Here is a 19273-nt window from a genome sequence, read left to right on the forward strand (position 1 = left end):
CCCGCGCGCCGTGCCCGCCGCGCTGACGATTGTTTGCTGCGTTGTGTCGGCCGCGTTCAGCGGTGAGAGTCGCCACCAGGGTGCCGCAGGCCTGCCCGACTGTCCATGTCGGCCGGAGCGAGCGCGATCGTGTAATACAGCACCGGGTGGTCCTCCTGGCTCAACACGCGCAGGCCTTGCCGCTGCAATCCGAGTTTTTCCAGCGCGCGAATCGAATCGGCATTGTCCGGCGACACGATCGCGCACAGCTGCGGCAACCCCAGCACATCGCGCGCATGGTCCAGCACTGCGCGCCCGGCCTCGCTGACATAGCCCTTGCCGCGGTGCTCGGGCAGCAATGCAAAGCCGATATGCGGCACCGGCAAGGTATCGCGGCACAACAACCCCAATGTGCCGGCAAACGCCCCTTCGGCGCGCGTCTCCACCGCCCAGTGCGCAAAGCCGTATTTTTCCTGGTGGGCCTGCGCCCACTCACGCAGATGATCACGCGCCTGCTCGCGGGTCCGCACACCGCGGTCGTTGATGCCGGCGATGAAGCCGGGGTCGTTGACCAGCGTCAGCACTGCGTCGGCATCGCGCTCGGGATCCAATGTCCGCAGGCGCAAACGCGGGGTTTCGATCACGATAGTCACGGCGCACTCCGGCATAAGGGTAAACCAGACTGCCGTGCAGGCGTGTCGCTGGCAAGCCTGCGTGGTACGCAACAACCGCTAGTCGAACAACGCCTGGATCGCCGCCAAGCCCGCACTGGCGCGCTCCTTCTTGCGCTCGGCATCGGCCACCGGGTCGGCACCATCGCGCTGCAATTCTTCGGCCGGGATCTCGTCGAAGAAGCGGCTGGGCTTGAGCCGCACATGCTCGCCGAACTTGCGCGTCAATTTGCTATGGCTCATCCACAGCTGCTCCTTGGCACGGGTGATGCCCACATACAGCAGGCGGCGCTCTTCCTGCAGGTTGCCTTCTTCCAGGCTCACTTCATGCGGCAGCACGCCGTCCTCGCAGCCGACGATGAACACGTAACGGAATTCCAGGCCCTTGGACGCGTGCATGGTCATCATGCGTACCTGGTTGCCGCCATCGTCCTTGTCGTTGCGCGACAACAACGCCAGCTGCGCGGCCAGATCGCTGGCACTTGCCCCACGCGGGCCGCCTTCGAACCACTCGGCCAGCTCGTCCAGATTGCGCTTGCGGCGCTGGAAACCGGTTTCGTCCTTGGACTGATTGCGCAGGTCGTTGAGCAGGCCGGATTTGTCGGCCAGCATGCGCACCAGTTCCCCCGCCGGCAGCCTGGCCGAATGCTCGCGCATATCGCGCAGGATGTCGGTGAACGCACTCAGGCCATTGGCCGCACGCGGCGGCAGGTGCTGCAGCGCGCCCATCGACTCGGCCGCGCGCGACATCGGCACCGACTTCGCACTGGCAAGCTCGGCCAGCCGCGCCAGCGAGGTCGCACCGACCTCGCGCTTGGGCGACTGCACTGCGCGCAAAAACGCCGCGTCATCTTCGGGGTTGACGATCAGCCGCAACCACGACAGCACATCCTTGACTTCCTGCCGCTCCAGAAACGCAGTGCCACCGGTCAGGTGATACGGCACGCGCAGCAGCTGCAGGGCTTTTTCCAGCGGCCGCGATTGAAAATTGCCGCGGAACAGGATGCAGAAATCGCTCCACGGCACCTGCTTGGCGGTACCCAGGAACGAGATCTCGGCGGCGACCTTTTCCGCTTCGTGCTCGCTGTCGCGGCATTCCCACACGCGGATGCGCTCGCCGTCGGCCTGGTCGCTCCACAGCGTTTTCAAATGCTCGTGCGGGTTGTGCGCGATCAAGGCATTGGCCGCACGCAGCACGCGGTTGGAGCAGCGGTAATTCTGTTCCAGCTTGATGATTTCCAGCGCCGGATAATCGCGGCCCATCTGCTGCAGGTTTTCCGGATTGGCGCCACGCCAGGCGTAGATGCTCTGATCGTCGTCGCCCACGCAGGTGAAGTTGCCGCGCGGCCCGGCCAGCATTTTCAGCAGCCGGTACTGCGCATCGTTGGTGTCCTGGCACTCGTCCACCAGCAGGTAGCCGATGCGCTCGCGCCAGCCCATCACGATCTCTTCGTTGGCCTCCAGGATCTGCACCGGCAGGCGGATCAAGTCGTCGAAGTCCACCGCGTTGAAGGTGGTCAGCCGCGCCTGGTAGCGCTCGTACAGGCTGGCGGCTTCCTTTTCACGGTTGCTGCGTGCCGCTGCCATCGCCTGTTCGGGCGACAGGCCGGCGTTCTTGGCGCGCGAGATCAGGTTCTTGGCATCTTCGATCGCATCGGGCTTGGCGCCGTGCATCAGGTCCTTGATCTGGGCGGCGGCATCGTCGGAATCGAAGATCGAAAAGCAGCGCTTCAAGCCGGCAGCGGCGTGCTCGATCTGCAGGAACTTCAGCCCCAGCGCGTGGAAGGTGCAGATGGTCAGGCCATCGGCGCCATCGCCACGGATGCGCTTGGCCACACGCTCGCGCATTTCCTTGGCCGACTTGTTGGTGAAGGTGATTGCGGCGATGCGCTTGGCCGGATAGCGGCCGGTGGCGATCAGGTGCGCGATCTTCTCCACGATCACGCGCGTCTTGCCGCTGCCGGCACCGGCCAGCACCAACAAGGGACCTTCGCAGTGCAACACTGCGGCGCTTTGCGGGGGATTGAGACCGTGCATAGAGGCTTCCAACAGAGCAGGCCATTGTACCGGCGCCGCGCCGGGCAGGCCTGCGCCGCCGGTTCATGCAGATGGCTGTCACCGCCGGCCGCCCGGCCCGGTAAAATCCTCCAATGGCCAAGCTCTACTTCTACTATTCGGCAATGAATGCCGGCAAGACCACCACCTTGCTGCAGTCGGCGCACAACTACCGCGAACGCGGCATGCGCACCTTGATCCTCACGCCCAAGCTCGATCACCGCGCCGGCAGCGGCGTGGTGGCCTCGCGGATCGGCTTGCGCGCGGACGGGCGCACCTTCGATCGCGGCACCGAGTTGCAGCAACTGATCGAACGCGACATCCACGCCGAAGGCGCGCTGCATTGCGTGCTGGTGGACGAGGCGCAGTTCCTCAACCGTGGCCAGGTCTGGCAGTTGAGCGAGGTGGTCGACCGCCTGCGCATTCCGGTGCTGTGCTACGGCCTGCGGACCGACTTCCGCGGCGAGCTGTTCGAGGGCAGCCAGTTCCTGCTGGCCTGGGCCGACGAGCTGGAGGAGATCAAGACCATCTGCCACAGCGGCAGCAAGGCCACCATGACCGTGCGCGTGGATGCGCAAGGCCACGCGGTGCAGGACGGCCCGCAGGTGGAGATCGGCGGCAACGAGCGCTACGTGTCGGTCAGCCGCGCCGAGTTCAAGAAGATCATGCGTGGCGAAGGCCGCATCGACCCGCTGCAGATCGCGTTGCCGCTGCCGCCTGCGGGCGCGTAACGCTCCACGGCATCGCGCTGGCTGAGGTGCAGCGCGATGCCGTGAATGTCGCCTGCCGCGGGCAATGTCGATCTTCTGCGAGACCGGGCATCGACACGTCGCCCAGTGAGAGTGGCATCGTCATGCCGAAGCGGTTGCGCACCGGACGAAGCCTTGCCTACGCGCAGATACCGTCCTTGTGCGGCGGCCATGACCCAGTCCCGCCAGATGGTCTTGATGCGCGGATCGTGACACACCACATTCTTCGATGATTCGGCCTTGCCGCGCCGGGTATTTGCCCGCCATCGGGCAGGTAAACCGCCGTGGTAACTGGCTGAAGAATTCAGCCGAAATGCGGTTAGCGCGCTGGCCCGGTATGCACGTGTGATGCGTTGCTAAACCCCTGCAGGCATTCGATCGCCGCTGCATTTCCGCTACACATCAACAGGCGTATCGTTGCGGTGCCGTTGCAGCGATCCACGCGCAACCAGGCGCAACCACAGTCCTGTAAACTGGCGACCATCCACTTGTCGGGAGGCAATTCATGGGTCCGCTTCCTCCCGAGTTACGCGCAGATATCGCGCGTGTTGGCCGGCTATCGTCGGTCCCGGATGTCCTGACCATTCTCACCCGCCTGACCGGCATGGGGTTCGCGGCTGTTGCGCGCGTGACCGATACGCGCTGGATCACCTGCCAGGTCCGCGACGAGCTGTCGTTCGGCCTGGCGCCCGGCGACGAGCTGCCCCTGGTCACCACCTTCTGCGACAGCGTGCGTACCCAGGGCAACGCCTTGTGGTTCGGCCATGCCTCCGAGCACCCGGTCTTCCGCGATCACCCCACGCCGCGGCTGTACGGCTTCGAAAGCTATGTCTCGGTGCCGATCAAGTTCGACGACGGCAGCGTGTTCGGCACCTTGTGCGCGCTGGACCCGCTGCCGCGCGTCATGGATGCGCCGATGGTGGAAAAGGTCGAGCTGCTGGCGCAACTGCTGGCAGCGCAGATCCAGGCCGAACAACGCGCCGAAGAGAGCGCGCAGGAATCGCGGCGCGCACGCAGCGAACTGGGGCGTATCGGCGCCTCCGCGCGCCTGCGCGAAGAATTCATCGGCATCCTTGGCCACGATCTACGTAACCCACTGCAGTCCATGCATGCGGTGGTGGACATGCTGGCGATCGACCCGCTCAACCAGCGCCAGGGCGGCGCGATCCGGTCGATGCAGCGCAGCCTGCGGCGCATGGAAGAACTGATCGACTTCGCCAACGATTTCGCGCGCGGTATCGAACGCGACTGGCTGCAACTGGACTACGGCAACGGCAGCGATCTGCTCGATGCCTTGTCGCAGGTCGTCGATGAAACCCGCGCCGCGTATCCGAACCAGGTGTTGTCCACACATGTGGCCATCGACGAGCCAGTGCATGGCGATGCGGTGCGCCTGGCGCAGATGTTCGGCAGCCTGATGATCAACGCCGTGGTGCAGGGGCAACAGAGTTCGCTGATCAAGGCGGTCGCGGTCACCGAGCAGGGCCGCCTGCGCATCGAGGTCTGCAATCTGGACGGGATCGATCCACGCCGGCTCGACGTGTTGCAGGCCTCCACCCACGTGCACACCGGCGGACGCGCCTTGCCCGAAGTGGATCTGGGCCTGCACATGGCCGCCCAGATCGCCCGGGCCCATCAAGGCGAACTGCGCATCCTCAGCGGCAAGGACGGCACCTGCTTCCGGGTGGACCTGGCCTGCGTGCGCCCGCGTGCGCGCATGCAGTTGGTCAACAGCTCGACGTCGGCCTGAGTCCGCGGCGCCTGGGCGACGCATCGGCGACTGTGCGGCTGTAACGCAGCCACGGTCGACATTCGAAATCGGCGGCCTGTCGTCACTGCGCCATCCGCACCTGCGTGACAATCGCCCACCTTATCGGTCGCGCGACGTCCCTGTGCGCTAGTAGACCTTGCGCTCGCTCGCCGGCGGCGGCGTCCACTGGTACAGCCAGGTTTCGGTCAGCGGCTTGCCGTTGGCGCGCAGGAACAGGCGGATATCGATCTGTCGGGTGCTGTCATCCGGCGGCACCAGGTCGAACATCGCCCGATAACCCTTGAGCTCATGCAGCGGACGCGCCGACACGATCTCGGTGCTGCCACGCGACACCTGGAGGATGGCCTCGACCTTGGCTTTGGGGTCCTTGGCCAACGCAGCCAGTTCGCCCCCGGCAAAATCCACCGCAAACCGCCACGAGAAATGGCTGCGCTTCTGCCCGACTATGCCGCCCAGGCCGGTGCGCGTGGCCACGCAATGCGCCAGCGGCGAGCTGGCCGGCGGATGCGCGCCCCAATACAACCGGTACCCCATCAGCAACTCTTGCCCCGGCTGCGGCTTGTCCTGCGGATTCCAGAACGCCACGATGTTGTCGAAGGTCTCGTCCACGGTCGGGATCTCGACCAACTGCACCGAGCCCTTGCCCCAGCCGCTCTTGGGTTCCACCCACAGGCAGGGGCGCTTCTCGTAGAACACGCCGTCGTCCTGGTAATGGTCAAAGTTGCGATCGCGCTGCAACAGGCCGAATCCGCGCGGATTCTCATCGACGAACATGTTGAAGCGCAGCTGCGGCGGGTTGCACAACGGCCGCCAGATCCACTCGCCGCCGCCGGTCCACATCGCCAGGCCATCGGTGTCGTGGATTTCCGGCCGCCAGTCCCAGTCCATGCGGCGATCGTTTTCGCCGACCTGGTACATGCTGGTGCACGGACCGATCCCCAATCGCTCGATGGTCTTGCGCGGGTAGAGCGCGCTGTCGATCTCCATCACCAACACTTCGCCATTGGTGATGGCAAAGCGATACGCACCAGCAACGCTGGGCGAGTCCAGCAGCCCGTACACCACCACGGTGTTCGAATCGTCAGCCGGCTGTTCCAGGTAATAGGCGATGAAGTCCGGGAACTCCTCCGGCCCGCCGGTACCGGTGTCGATCGCCAGCCCGCGCGCCGACTGCCCATACTGGCCTTCCTTGCCGACCGCACGGAAATAGCTCGCGCCCAGAAAGGCGGAGAAATCGCGATCGGTGTCCTTGCGCGTGTTGAGACGGAACCCGGCAAAGCCCAGGTCCTTGGGCAACTGCTTGCCGCCCAGCCCGCTGCTGCCGTAATCGAACGCCGCCGGATCGTACGCAAGTTGCTGCGCCTGGCCGTCGACGATGTCGTAGATGTGCACGGGGGTATGGAAGTACAGCCCCAGATGGAAGAACTTCGCCTGGAACTTGCCGTTGCCGTCGGCCCATAGTGCATGGTCCTGGCGGTAGCGGATCGACTGGTACTGATCCCAGTTCAATGCTTCCAGCGACCCCGGAAGCAGCTGCTTATGGCTCTTGTAAGGCGCCGTGGCCAACGCACGCGCCTGCCCCTTGAGCCAGCCATAGTCGAATGGTTGCGGCTGTCCCAAGCGACGCAGACCAACGGCCTTAGCCGCCAACGCCCACTGCGGCAGCGCCGGCAAACCGAGCGCGGCCAATGCGGCGGCGGCATTCTTCAGGAAGTGGCGTCGTTGCATGCGCATCGGTCTGCTCAGGGAATGGCCGCCATCATAGCCACAGCTCGGCACGGAGGTGAATGCGGAGGTCAGGGCGCGGCAGACGAAGGCGCGCACGCATTGGTCAGCTGCAGCTCCTGCGCCTTGCTGCACAGGAACTGTTGTTGCGCCTGCTGCGCGTCGGGTCCGGTGTAGCGCAGCAAGGTCCATTGCTCGTTCGCCTGCATGCGCTCGCCCGGCGCCAGCTGCCGGTACGGTGCGTGTACTTCCATTTCCAGCAGTCCGCGCTCGGGATGCTGCGGTGGCGCGTCCAGATACAGCTCCACCTGCCCTTGCTCCGGATGGATCGCGGACAGCGGCTGATGCGCAAAGCGGATCACCAGCACCTGGTCACCCGCAAAGCCCGCCATCCAGCCTGCCGAAGGCTGCAACAACACCTTGCCGCGCTGAATCAGCCCGTCCTGTCGCGCATCGGCACGCAACGCAAACACACCGCCTTGATGCCGGTAGATCGGCGCAACCGTGCCGGCCTCGGTCGGCGGCTGCAGGCGAATGTCTGCCGCGTCGGCAACCGGCACAAACACACGCGTGCCCGCGGCAACCCGCGTGTTGAACCACAGATCCCAGGCGATCGACTCCTTGCGAATATTCCGAGCGATTGCTTCCACCTCCACGGTATCGGTCCGCGTCGATGAGAGGGCAACGCGCTTGCGTAGCTGCACGCCGGTGACCGGACTGGGCACGCCTTCCAGGATCAGGTGATCGCCACTACGTGTGACTGCACGTGTGGTTGCCAACGACAGATATGGATCCGGTGGCCAAACCGCGGTGGCCGCCTTGCGTGTCGGGTTGACCTGTTGGTGCATCCACCACTGACTCTGCGGCCCCACCCAGACATCGTGGCCGAGATACGGAATATCGCCTGCAGTAACGGACACTTCTGGCACGGGCTGCTGATCAACCGCCTCACCCGTCTTCAACACGTTGGGGTGTCCACGCAAATTGAAGGACAGTACGCGCCCACCGAACGCGGGCGTAGCACTGAGTTCAACAACCCCGTTGTGCAACTGGATGCGCTCAACTGCAGGTTTGGCGCTGGACGCAAGCTCATCCGCGCATGCGCCTGTTGCCAGCGGCAACGCTGATACACCCACAAGCATGATCGGCATTAAGTAGCGCAGTGAGGCAGGCATAGACGACTCCAATCGCAGGACGTCACGATTGTGGCGCGATGCACGGCAACGCACCATCAAGCAATCGGCCACTGCGGCTCCAAGGGTGCCGTTTGCTGTTACCCGAGGGCGACTCGCAAGCTGTCGTAGCTGACGCAGAACTGGAGGCTGGTGTTTCGATCAGCGTGGGTCACCTGTCCGGCGTTCAACGCTGGCAACTGCTGCACCACACCGTCGCGCGTTGTCCGATCGTGGCGTGTTTCAACACACGTCCACACTGCTTGCAGGCTTCACCCTCACGCCCATACACCGTGAGTTCCTGCTCGAAGTAACCGGGCGCCCCGTCCGGGCTGATGAAATCGCGCAGCGTGGTTCCGCCGCGCTGGATGGCGTAGCCGAGGATGTCTTTCACTGCTGTGGCCAGGCGCCGGTAACGGTCCAATGACACTTTGCCCGCTTCGCGTAATGGGCTGATTCCGGCGCGATGCAGGCTTTCTGCTGCATAGATATTTCCCACGCCGACGACGACCGCCTGATCCATCAGAAAGGTTTTCACTGCCGCGCGCCGGCCACTCGCCAGTGCATGCAGATAATCGCCAGTAAATGCATCCGATAATGGTTCCGGGCCGAGTGCCGCCAGCAGATCGTGCACGTGTGCATCGCTCTGCCACAACAGGCAACCAAACCGACGCGGATCGTTGAAGCGCAGGACACGGCCATTTTCCAGGCTGATATCCACATGATCGTGCGCCCGCGGCGGGGTATCGCCAGGTAACACGCGCAGACTTCCCGACATTCCAAGATGCAGCAGCGCGCTGCCGCCGGCAGCGGTATCGATCAACAGGTATTTGGCCCGGCGACGCACATCGGTAATGGTCGCGCCGGGCAACAAGCGTTCGATCTGCTCAGGAATCGGCCAGCGCAGGTCGGGGCGTCGCAAGATGACGCCATGGATGCGTTGGCCGACCAGATGCGGAGCCAGTCCACGCAAGGTGGTTTCGACTTCGGGCAGCTCGGGCATGCAGGTCTCCAATTGGCCAGGCCGGCGGTGCACCGACACCGATTCAATATGGTGGCCAACGGCAGTAAATCCAGCTCGTCGCCCCAGTCTCGTTACGGTGCTCGATTGCGCCAGTGGAGCGTCCGAGTGTCTGATTGCCGTGGCGCTACTCGGCTTCAGCTCTGCCTCTGCCTCTGGCTTGGCTTTAGCTCTGGCTTTGGCTTTGGCTTTGGCTTTGGCTTTGGCTTTGGCTTTTCGCAGCTAAATTTCGCACAAAAAGAAACCCTCAGTCCTATTGGACTGAGGGTTTCGGGTAAAGCCCCTGGCGATGACCTACTCTCGCATGGCTTGAGCCACACTACCATCGGCGCAGCTGCGTTTCACTTCCGAGTTCGGGATGGGATCGGGTGGTTCCACAGCGCTAATTTCACCAGGGAGACGGTTGGAGCAGCGCTTGATAGCGCTCGTCTCGCATAGGTAACTTGTGACGTAGCTTGCGTTTGGTGATCTACCAACGTTCGTTGGGACCAAGGCAACTTGAGGTTATATGGTCAAGCCGCACGGATCATTAGTATCAGTTAGCTCAATACATTGCTGTACTTACACACCTGACCTATCAACCACATAGTCTATATGGTTCCTTTAGGGGGCTTGTGCCCCGGGAAGTCTCATCTTGAGGCGCGCTTCCCGCTTAGATGCTTTCAGCGGTTATCGCTTCCGAACATAGCTACCCGGCAATGCCACTGGCGTGACAACCGGAACACCAGAGGTTCGTCCACTCCGGTCCTCTCGTACTAGGAGCAGCCCCTCTCAAACTTCCAACGCCCATGGCAGATAGGGACCGAACTGTCTCACGACGTTCTGAACCCAGCTCGCGTACCACTTTAAATGGCGAACAGCCATACCCTTGGGACCGACTACAGCCCCAGGATGTGATGAGCCGACATCGAGGTGCCAAACACCGCCGTCGATATGAACTCTTGGGCGGTATCAGCCTGTTATCCCCGGAGTACCTTTTATCCGTTGAGCGATGGCCCTTCCATACAGAACCACCGGATCACTAAGACCTACTTTCGTACCTGCTTGATCCGTCGATCTTGCAGTCAAGCACGCTTATGCCTTTGCACACAGTGCGCGATGTCCGACCGCGCTGAGCGTACCTTCGTGCTCCTCCGTTACTCTTTAGGAGGAGACCGCCCCAGTCAAACTACCCACCATACACGGTCCCTGATCCGGATAACGGATCTAGGTTAGAACGTCAAGCACGACAGGGTGGTATTTCAAGGATGGCTCCACTGCAGCTAGCGCCACAGTTTCATAGCCTCCCACCTATCCTACACAGACGAACTCAACGTTCAGTGTAAAGCTATAGTAAAGGTTCACGGGGTCTTTCCGTCTTGCCACGGGAACGCTGCATCTTCACAGCGATTTCAATTTCACTGAGTCTCGGGTGGAGACAGCGCCGCTGTCGTTACGCCATTCGTGCAGGTCGGAACTTACCCGACAAGGAATTTCGCTACCTTAGGACCGTTATAGTTACGGCCGCCGTTTACTGGGGCTTCGATCAAGAGCTTCGCCTTGCGGCTGACCCCATCAATTAACCTTCCAGCACCGGGCAGGCGTCACACCCTATACGTCCACTTTCGTGTTTGCAGAGTGCTGTGTTTTTGATAAACAGTCGCAGCGGCCTGGTTTCTGCGACCCTCTTCAGCTATAGCTCGCATGAGCCACCAAAAAGGGTGCACCTTCTCCCGAAGTTACGGTGCCATGTTGCCTAGTTCCTTCACCCGAGTTCTCTCAAGCGCCTGAGAATTCTCATCCTACCCACCTGTGTCGGTTTACGGTACGGTCTTCGTGAGCTGAAGCTTAGGAGCTTTTCCTGGAAGCGTGGTATCAGTGACTTCGCCATAAAGGCTCGTCTCGGTGCTCGGTCTTAAAGGATCCCGGATTTGCCAAAGATCCAAACCTACCGCCTTTCCCCGGGACAACCAACGCCCGGTACACCTAACCTTCTCCGTCCCTCCATCGCACTCACGCGAGGTGCAGGAATATTAACCTGCTTCCCATCGACTACGGCTTTCGCCCTCGCCTTAGGGACCGACTAACCCTGCGTCGATTAACGTTGCGCAAGGAAACCTTGGGCTTTCGGCGTGCGGGCTTTTCACCCGCATTATCGTTACTCATGTCAGCATTCGCACTTCCGATACCTCCAGCAGACTTCTCAATCCACCTTCGCAGGCTTACGGAACGCTCCTCTACCGCGCATAAAACAAGTTTTATGCACCCCAAGCTTCGGTTCACTGCTTAGCCCCGTTAAATCTTCCGCGCAGACCGACTCGACCAGTGAGCTATTACGCTTTCTTTAAAGGGTGGCTGCTTCTAAGCCAACCTCCTGGCTGTCTATGCCTTTCCACATCGTTTTCCACTTAGCAGTGAATTTGGGACCTTAGCTGTGGGTCTGGGTTGTTTCCCTTTTCACGACGGACGTTAGCACCCGCCGTGTGTCTCCCGGATAGTACGTACTGGTATTCGGAGTTTGCAATGGTTTGGTAAGTCGCGATGACCCCCTAGCCATAACAGTGCTCTACCCCCAGTAGTATTCGTCCGAGGCGCTACCTAAATAGCTTTCGAGGAGAACCAGCTATCTCCGGGTTCGATTAGCTTTTCACTCCTAATCACAGCTCATCCCCGTCTTTTGCAACAGACGTGGGTTCGGGCCTCCAGTACCTGTTACGGCACCTTCACCCTGGCCATGACTAGATCACCCGGTTTCGGGTCTACTGCCCGCGACTATGCGCCCTTATCAGACTCGGTTTCCCTTCGCCTCCCCTATACGGTTAAGCTTGCCACGAACAGTAAGTCGCTGACCCATTATACAAAAGGTACGCAGTCACTCTTGCGAGCTCCTACTGCTTGTACGCACACGGTTTCAGGATCTATTTCACTCCCCTCTCCGGGGTTCTTTTCGCCTTTCCCTCACGGTACTGGTTCACTATCGGTCGGTCAGGAGTATTTAGCCTTGGAGGATGGTCCCCCCATATTCAGACAGGGTTTCACGTGCCCCGCCCTACTCGTCTTCACTGGAGTGGCCCTTTTAAATACAGGGCTATCACCTTCTATGGCCAATCTTTCCAGATTGTTTTTCTAAAGCCATTCCAGCTTAAGGGCTGCTCCCCGTTCGCTCGTCACTACTTAGGGAATCTCGGTTGATTTCTTTTCCTCCGGTTACTTAGATATTTCAGTTCACCGGGTTCGCTTCCAGCAGCTATGAATTCACTGCAGGATACTGCCGAAGCAGTGGGTTTCCCCATTCGGACATTGCCGGATCAAAGCTTGTTGCCAGCTCCCCGACACTTTTCGCAGGCTACCACGTCCTTCATCGCCTCTGACCGCCTAGGCATCCACCGTGTGCGCTTATTCGCTTGACCATATAACCCCAAGTTGCCTCGGAGTTACATGTCGTGTTGTGTGGGGTACAAAGCCACCAACGCGAACATACGACTCAATTATTTAGGGACTCGAAGTCCCCGCCTTAGCCTCAACGACACGTTTAGATAGATATCTCAAACGCTCGCTACGTCACAAGTTATAAAAGAACATGTATCAGCCTCAACGCTGATCCATATAAATTCTTAAGTGTGCACTACATTCAGAGTGGTGGGTCTGGGTAGACTCGAACTACCGACCTCACCCTTATCAGGGGTGCGCTCTAACCACCTGAGCTACAGACCCGAAGTCTTTTCACTCAATATGGTGGAGCCTGTCGGGATCGAACCGACGACCCCCTGCTTGCAAAGCAGGTGCTCTCCCAGCTGAGCTAAGGCCCCAAAAGGGACTTCGCATACCGACCTGTGCCGGTATGAATCTCTGAATGCAGGTAATTTGTGAGGACGCCCGCAAGACGATGACGTCATGCTCAAAAGGAGGTGATCCAGCCGCACCTTCCGATACGGCTACCTTGTTACGACTTCACCCCAGTCATCGGCCACACCGTGGCAAGCGCCCTCCCGAAGGTTAAGCTACCTGCTTCTGGTGCAACAAACTCCCATGGTGTGACGGGCGGTGTGTACAAGGCCCGGGAACGTATTCACCGCAGCAATGCTGATCTGCGATTACTAGCGATTCCGACTTCATGGAGTCGAGTTGCAGACTCCAATCCGGACTGAGATAGGGTTTCTGGGATTGGCTTACCCTCGCGGGTTTGCAGCCCTCTGTCCCTACCATTGTAGTACGTGTGTAGCCCTGGTCGTAAGGGCCATGATGACTTGACGTCATCCCCACCTTCCTCCGGTTTGTCACCGGCGGTCTCCTTAGAGTTCCCACCATTACGTGCTGGCAACTAAGGACAAGGGTTGCGCTCGTTGCGGGACTTAACCCAACATCTCACGACACGAGCTGACGACAGCCATGCAGCACCTGTCTCACGGTTCCCGAAGGCACCAATCCATCTCTGGAAAGTTCCGTGGATGTCAAGACCAGGTAAGGTTCTTCGCGTTGCATCGAATTAAACCACATACTCCACCGCTTGTGCGGGCCCCCGTCAATTCCTTTGAGTTTCAGTCTTGCGACCGTACTCCCCAGGCGGCGAACTTAACGCGTTAGCTTCGATACTGCGTGCCAAATTGCACCCAACATCCAGTTCGCATCGTTTAGGGCGTGGACTACCAGGGTATCTAATCCTGTTTGCTCCCCACGCTTTCGTGCCTCAGTGTCAGTGTTGGTCCAGGTAGCCGCCTTCGCCACGGATGTTCCTCCCGATCTCTACGCATTTCACTGCTACACCGGGAATTCCGCTACCCTCTACCACACTCTAGTGACCCAGTATCCACTGCAATTCCCAGGTTGAGCCCAGGGCTTTCACAACAGACTTAAACCACCACCTACGCACGCTTTACGCCCAGTAATTCCGAGTAACGCTTGCACCCTTCGTATTACCGCGGCTGCTGGCACGAAGTTAGCCGGTGCTTATTCTTTGGGTACCGTCAGAACAATCGGGTATTAACCGACTGCTTTTCTTTCCCAACAAAAGGGCTTTACAACCCGAAGGCCTTCTTCACCCACGCGGCATGGCTGGATCAGGCTTGCGCCCATTGTCCAATATTCCCCACTGCTGCCTCCCGTAGGAGTCTGGACCGTGTCTCAGTTCCAGTGTGGCTGATCATCCTCTCAGACCAGCTACGGATCGTCGCCTTGGTGGGCCTTTACCCCGCCAACTAGCTAATCCGACATCGGCTCATTCAATCGCGCGAAGCCCGAAGGTCCTCCGCTTTCACCCGTAGGTCGTATGCGGTATTAGCGTAAGTTTCCCTACGTTATCCCCCACGAAAGAGTAGATTCCGATGTATTCCTCACCCGTCCGCCACTCGCCACCCATAAGAGCAAGCTCTTACTGTGCTGCCGTTCGACTTGCATGTGTTAGGCCTGCCGCCAGCGTTCACTCTGAGCCAGGATCAAACTCTTCACTTAAAATTACATGCCCGAAGGCAAATTACTTTAGCTGCAGAAGTTCAACCACTGGCAACTTATCGCTTGCAAAGCAATTAATATGTTGCATTTTGATTAAACGTCTGCAAGATGGACAATCATCCTTCCTGCAGGCGTCCGCACAAATTACCTGCGCACACTGTCAAAGAACATTGGGAAGTGGCCTCAGCGCCGTTCCCGTCAGCTTCGTCGTTTCCGTCGAAGCGAGCCGCCCATTATAGCGGACTTTTTCTTGCCGTCAACACCTCATTTCGAGGTGGTTGACGCTGCTTCGTTTCGACCCGAAGGTTTTCTGCGAAGCGAGCCGGCCATATTAGCAGGCTTTTCATCTTCGTCAACCCCTCGTGAAGAGGAAGTTGCCGTCGCTGCACTTCAATCCGCCGTAGCGTCTTTCCGTGTAGCGAGCCGCCCATCATAGCCGGCTTTTCCGTTTCGTCAACACCTTGTGATGTTTCCGATTCGCCCCGTTCGTTGTTGCGATGCTTCGAGAAGCGCCGCCGTCCTGAGCGAGGCCGCGCAGTTTATCGAGACTGTGCAGAAGTGCAAGCACTTTTTGACACTGGCATGACACGCACGTCATTGCGTCCATGCGCGGGACCTGATTCCACGCACTTTGCGGTGTATCCGGCCTGCTCTCTCTATCAGGGTCATGGGGACCGTGCATCCGCATCGCAGCGACGCCGTGCTTTCTAGGCAGGACAACAAGAGCGTCGATAGAGAGCCAACCACGCAAGGTGCTGCGCTATCGATCATCGGCGCGCTCGGTGAGAATGCATGCACTAGATAGAGAGCTCCCAATGTCTCCCTTACGCAGCCTGCTTCGCGATCTGTCCCTGCCTGCGATTGCCGCGGGCTTTGTCACGGTGCTGGTGGGCTTTGCCAGTTCTGCGGTGATCGTGTTCGAGGCGGCGCGTCACCTGGGCGCGGACCAGGCGCAGATCGCCTCGTGGATGTGGGCGCTCGGCATCGGCATGGGCGTGACCTGCATCGGCCTGTCGCTGCGCTACCGGGTGCCGGTGGTGACGGCCTGGTCCACGCCGGGTGCGGCCATGCTGATCGGCAGTGCGGCCGGGGTGCCATTGCGCGAAGCGGTCGGCGCGTTTGTGCTGGCGGCGGTGCTTGGCATGCTGGCCGGCTTCTCGGGCTTATTTGAAAAGGCAATCCGGCGCATTCCGATCTCGCTGGCCTCGGGCATGTTAGCCGGGGTGTTGTTGCGCTTTGGGCTGGACTTGTTCGTGGCGATGCAGAGCCAGGTGTGGCTGGCGCTGGCGATGCTGGCGGCCTATCTGGCCGGGCGGCGCTGGTTTGCGCGCTATGCGGTGATCGCGACCTTGCTGGTCGGCGTGGCGATTGCGGCCGGCAGCGGGTTGATGCAGTGGAAGAGCGTGCAGCTTGAACTGGCCCGGCCGGTGCTGGTGGTGCCGTCGTTGTCGTGGGCGGCGTTGTTCGGGCTGGCGATTCCGTTGTTCGTGGTCACCATGGCCTCGCAGAACGTGCCGGGCGTGGCGGTGATCCGCGCTTCCGGCTACGCGGTGCCGATCTCGCCGACGATCGGCTGGATCGGAGTGGTCAATACGCTGCTGGCACCGTTCGGCGGCTATGCCTTGAACCTGGCGGCCATCACCGCGGCGATCTGCATGGGTCGCGAGGCGCACGAGGATCCGGCGCGGCGTTACACCGCTGCGGTGAGCGCCGGGGTGTTCTATGTGCTGATCGGCGTGTTCGGTGCGACCGTGGCGGCGGTGTTCGCGGCCTTCCCGCGCGAGCTGGTGATGGCCATCGCCGGGATCGCCTTGCTGGGCACGATCGGCAACAGCCTGGCGGCCGCCTTGCAGCAGGACAGTGAGCGCGAAGCGGCCTTGATCACCTTCCTGGTGACCGCATCGGGGCTGACGCTGGGCGGGATCGGCGCCTCGTTCTGGGGCCTGGTGGCCGGGACGATCACCTTGCTGGTGTTGCGACCGCGGGCCTAGGGCAGCGATCAAAGCGACGGCGCGCACCGCCAGGCGGGCGCGGCCGTGCGCGGAGTCCTCAACACTGCGGTACTTCCGCGCCGTCCGCACCCCGCTGGCGACTGCTCGCGACGTTTTGTCAGCCACTGCTGGCCGCGGCAGGCGATTCGGTTGCGGGTTGCGCTTATTCGGGGTCGCGTAGCTGCAGCAGCCAGTGGGCGGTGACGCCGTTGGGGCTGGGCAGCGGTTCGAGGTGGAACTGGCGGTAGACCGGCGCGCCGCCCTGCGCGCGCAGCGGCAGGGTGACATAGGCGGCGCGCCCTTGCCGCAGCGCGTCTTCGAGCAGCTCCACCTTGGACGGGGCGGCATCGCTGGCCAGCAGGAACAGGATGTCGCAACCGATCAGGTCGGCCACTTCGGTCTGGCTGAGTTCTGCGAAGGCCGGATTGACGAACATCAGCCGGTGCGCGTCTGCGGTGCCGCGTTCGATGATGGCCACACCATCGCGCAGCCGCGAGAGCGAGGCTTCGAGCAAGGTGAAATCCTGCTGGAAGCGCTTGCGCTCCATCAGTTCGATCAGCACGCGCAGGCTGCGCGCCGATTCCAGGTGCAGCGGCGACCAGCGCCGCGCGCGACCGCGCACGGTTTCCTGCCAGAGGTCGAAGCTCTTGCGTGGCGACAAGCGCGAATTGGGAATGTCCTGCAGCTTGGCCAGCTGCGGATTGCCGGCCCATTTGACCTGCTGCACCTGCTCGCGGCGGGTCCACAGCAAGGCGCTGCGCGACTGCGGCATCAGCGGCACGAAGATGAAACCGGCCGCCAGCGGGGCGAGGTCGGCCAGCTCGGGGAACACCTCGCCGATCGCATCCACATGCAGGGCGCCGACCGCGTCTTCGCGCAGGGCATCGTGGTGTTCGGATTCGATGTGGTCGCGGATGCGGCGCAGCGCGGCCGCGTCCGGGGTGCTGCCATGCCGGCTGATCTCGCCGCCATGGAAGATCGCCACGCCGTCGGCGTCGACCACGTCCATCAGGTCGGGCGCCATGTCGGCGAGCATTTCCACGGTCATCTGGTCGGCGTCATTGAAGTCGGTGATCAGCTTCTCGCGCACGGTGAGCAGCACCGATTCCATATGCGCACGCGCCACCGCCTGCAATCCGCCGATGCGCCCGGCCAGCGCGCGGGTCACCGCATCGGTGGCATCGCGCATGGCGTGGCTGGTGAAGTGCGGGCTGTAGTGGTGGCAAGCGATCAGCCCCCACAGCGCGTCGTTGACGACAATCGAGGACACCAGCGTGGCGGTCACGCCCATGTTGGCCAGGTATTCCAGATGCACCGGCGAGACGCTGCGCAGGCTGACATCGCTCAGGTCCACCGGGGTGCCCAGGCGCGGATGCAGGGTGGGTTCGATCGGCGAGGCCCGATAGCCGACGTCGGCGATCTGGCGGACGCGGTTGCGCAGGTACAGCGCGCGCGCCTGGGCCGGGATGTCGGTGGCCGGGTAATGCAGGCCGAGATAGGCGTCCAGCTCGGGCTGGCGCGCTTCGGCGATGATGTCGCCATTCCACTCTTCGTCGAAGCGATACACCATCACCCGATCGAAGCCGATCATGCTGCGCAGCCCCTTGGCGGCGCGCACGGCGGCTTCGGCGATGCCGGGATCGCGCTCGATGCTGCGCAGCAGTGGCAGCGCTTCGCGCAGGGTGACGTCCATCAGGCGTGCGTCGCGCGGCTCGATTTCCACCAGCCACTGCTCCGGATACAGATGCCAGGCGGCCACCCAGGGGTGCTCGGTGGGTGCTGCACGCAAGGGAAAGCGCACGTCGGCATGCAGCAGGTGCTGCGCCTGGTCCTCCACCGCAAACGGCTGCTCGCCGGGCAGTTCCAGCACGTGGGTGTAGACCATGCCCAACAGCTCGGCCAGCGGCACGCCGAGCAGGTCGGCGGCGGTGGTGCTGGCCTGCACGATGCGGCCGTCGGCCGGCTCGATCACCAGCAGCACGCCGTACGGCTGGATCATGCCGGGAATATGGATCGGCTCACGCGCACAGACATCCATATCCAGGGGTTCGGTGGGCTGATTCACGGGCGCGGCTCCGCTGCAAGACAGGTGTGGAAGTGGGCGAACATGCGCTGCGCACCGTCGATGGCGGCCTCGCGCGCGGAAGAGGTGTCCAGGCGTTGGTCGAGCACGGCCTGGAAACGGCGCCAGCCGGCCGGATCGTCGTTGGCCAGTTCGAAATAGCGCAAGGCATCAGCCAGCGCAGGCTGCTGCTTGCGCAAGGTGCGCGCGATCATTCGCCCGCCAAGTTGCGAGCCTTCGATGACGTAGAGCATGCCCCAGCGCGCGGCATCGTTGCCGGCGGCAGGCGCTGCGATGGGCGCCTGCGGCGGCTGCCCGAGCGTGTGCAGGTCCTCGCGCAGGGCCGGGACGCGGCGGCGGTACTGCCAGCTGGTGCCAATCAGGGTGCTGAGCCAGTCGCTCAGTTGCGCTTCGAAGCCGGCCAGCAGCGCATGGTGCCGGCGCAGGATCAGCGCGTAGGCAGCGCGATCGACCTGCCCCTGCCCCAGCGCCTGCATCAGCGGAACCGTTTCGACCAGGCGGTGGGTGTCCTGCGTGGCATGGCGCAGCACGAGCGCGGCCGAGGTCGGAACAGCCAGGGTGTCAGGACACATAGGGAGTCGAGGCGGTGCCGCAGCACGGAGGACACCAGCCTAGCAGTGACTGCGCAA

The 19273-nt window shown here is 61.8% G+C and carries 10 protein-coding genes, 2 tRNA genes, 3 rRNA genes and 1 other RNA gene; 4 read left to right on the plus strand and 12 right to left on the minus strand.

What is annotated here, in order from left to right:
* Window positions 1-56: 56 nt before the first annotated feature.
* Together KHN93_RS20950 and KHN93_RS20955 are read right to left on the minus strand one after the other, a co-directional pair.
* Entirely contained in the window at window positions 57-647 is a 591-nt protein-coding gene (locus KHN93_RS20950; protein ID WP_211921317.1) for a GNAT family N-acetyltransferase, read from the minus strand.
* A gap of 63 nt (window positions 648-710) precedes the next feature.
* A complete protein-coding gene (locus tag KHN93_RS20955) occupies window positions 711-2687 on the minus strand; it encodes a UvrD-helicase domain-containing protein (RefSeq protein ID WP_211921319.1) in 1977 nt (658 codons plus the stop codon).
* A gap of 113 nt (window positions 2688-2800) precedes the next feature.
* On the opposite strand from KHN93_RS20955, the gene KHN93_RS20960 reads away from it, so the two are divergent.
* Both KHN93_RS20960 and KHN93_RS20965 read left to right on the plus strand, forming a co-directional pair.
* The gene (locus tag KHN93_RS20960; protein WP_211921321.1) at window positions 2801-3436 is read left to right on the plus strand and encodes a thymidine kinase; all 636 of its coding nucleotides are present in this window, start codon (window positions 2801-2803) and stop codon (window positions 3434-3436) included.
* A gap of 523 nt (window positions 3437-3959) precedes the next feature.
* The gene (locus KHN93_RS20965) at window positions 3960-5204 is read left to right on the plus strand and encodes a GAF domain-containing sensor histidine kinase (protein WP_024937659.1); all 1245 of its coding nucleotides are present in this window, start codon (window positions 3960-3962) and stop codon (window positions 5202-5204) included.
* A 147-nt stretch (window positions 5205-5351) separates the two neighbouring features.
* Here the strand turns inward: KHN93_RS20965 and KHN93_RS20970 are convergent, their stop codons facing one another.
* The 8 genes from KHN93_RS20970 to KHN93_RS21005 form a co-directional block, all read right to left on the minus strand.
* Window positions 5352-6953: an OpgD/OpgG family glucan biosynthesis protein gene (locus tag KHN93_RS20970; protein ID WP_211921323.1), complete on the minus strand. Its 1602-nt coding sequence runs from the start codon at window positions 6951-6953 to the stop codon at window positions 5352-5354.
* Between the two features lie 68 nt (window positions 6954-7021).
* Window positions 7022-8125, minus strand: a complete 1104-nt coding sequence (locus KHN93_RS20975) for a DUF4380 domain-containing protein (RefSeq protein WP_211921325.1) — start codon at window positions 8123-8125, stop codon at window positions 7022-7024.
* 184 nt (window positions 8126-8309) lie between these two features.
* On the minus strand, window positions 8310-9125 hold the full coding sequence (gene mutM, locus KHN93_RS20980) for a bifunctional DNA-formamidopyrimidine glycosylase/DNA-(apurinic or apyrimidinic site) lyase (RefSeq protein ID WP_211921327.1): 816 nt from the start codon (window positions 9123-9125) through the stop codon (window positions 8310-8312).
* 299 nt (window positions 9126-9424) lie between these two features.
* A 5S ribosomal RNA gene (gene rrf, locus KHN93_RS20985) occupies window positions 9425-9539 on the minus strand.
* A gap of 112 nt (window positions 9540-9651) precedes the next feature.
* Window positions 9652-12532 (minus strand): 23S ribosomal RNA (locus tag KHN93_RS20990).
* A gap of 227 nt (window positions 12533-12759) precedes the next feature.
* A tRNA-Ile gene (locus KHN93_RS20995) sits at window positions 12760-12836 on the minus strand.
* 19 nt (window positions 12837-12855) lie between these two features.
* Window positions 12856-12931, minus strand: a tRNA-Ala gene (locus KHN93_RS21000).
* Window positions 12932-13023: 92 nt separating this feature from the next.
* Window positions 13024-14570 (minus strand): 16S ribosomal RNA (locus KHN93_RS21005).
* Together the 16S, 23S and 5S rRNA genes with 2 tRNA genes alongside form the textbook arrangement of a ribosomal RNA operon.
* A gap of 815 nt (window positions 14571-15385) precedes the next feature.
* Between KHN93_RS21005 and KHN93_RS21010 the strand changes: the two genes are divergently transcribed.
* Both KHN93_RS21010 and KHN93_RS21015 read left to right on the plus strand, forming a co-directional pair.
* Window positions 15386-16561: a benzoate/H(+) symporter BenE family transporter gene (locus tag KHN93_RS21010; protein ID WP_104560842.1), complete on the plus strand. Its 1176-nt coding sequence runs from the start codon at window positions 15386-15388 to the stop codon at window positions 16559-16561.
* 53 nt (window positions 16562-16614) lie between these two features.
* Window positions 16615-16685: non-coding RNA, sX9 sRNA (locus tag KHN93_RS21015), on the plus strand.
* 39 nt (window positions 16686-16724) lie between these two features.
* Here KHN93_RS21015 and bphP read toward each other — a convergent pair.
* Both bphP and KHN93_RS21025 read right to left on the minus strand, forming a co-directional pair.
* Window positions 16725-18626, minus strand: coding sequence for a bacteriophytochrome BphP (gene bphP, locus KHN93_RS21020; protein ID WP_211921329.1), 1902 nt, complete (start codon window positions 18624-18626; stop codon window positions 16725-16727).
* Entirely contained in the window at window positions 18623-19216 is a 594-nt protein-coding gene (locus tag KHN93_RS21025; protein WP_211921331.1) for a biliverdin-producing heme oxygenase, read from the minus strand. Before KHN93_RS21025 ends, bphP begins: the two co-directional genes overlap by 4 nt.
* Window positions 19217-19273: the final 57 nt, after the last annotated feature.

It is taken from the genome of Xanthomonas arboricola pv. juglandis, from assembly GCF_905367715.1.
Taxonomy (GTDB): Bacteria; Pseudomonadota; Gammaproteobacteria; order Xanthomonadales; family Xanthomonadaceae; genus Xanthomonas; species Xanthomonas arboricola.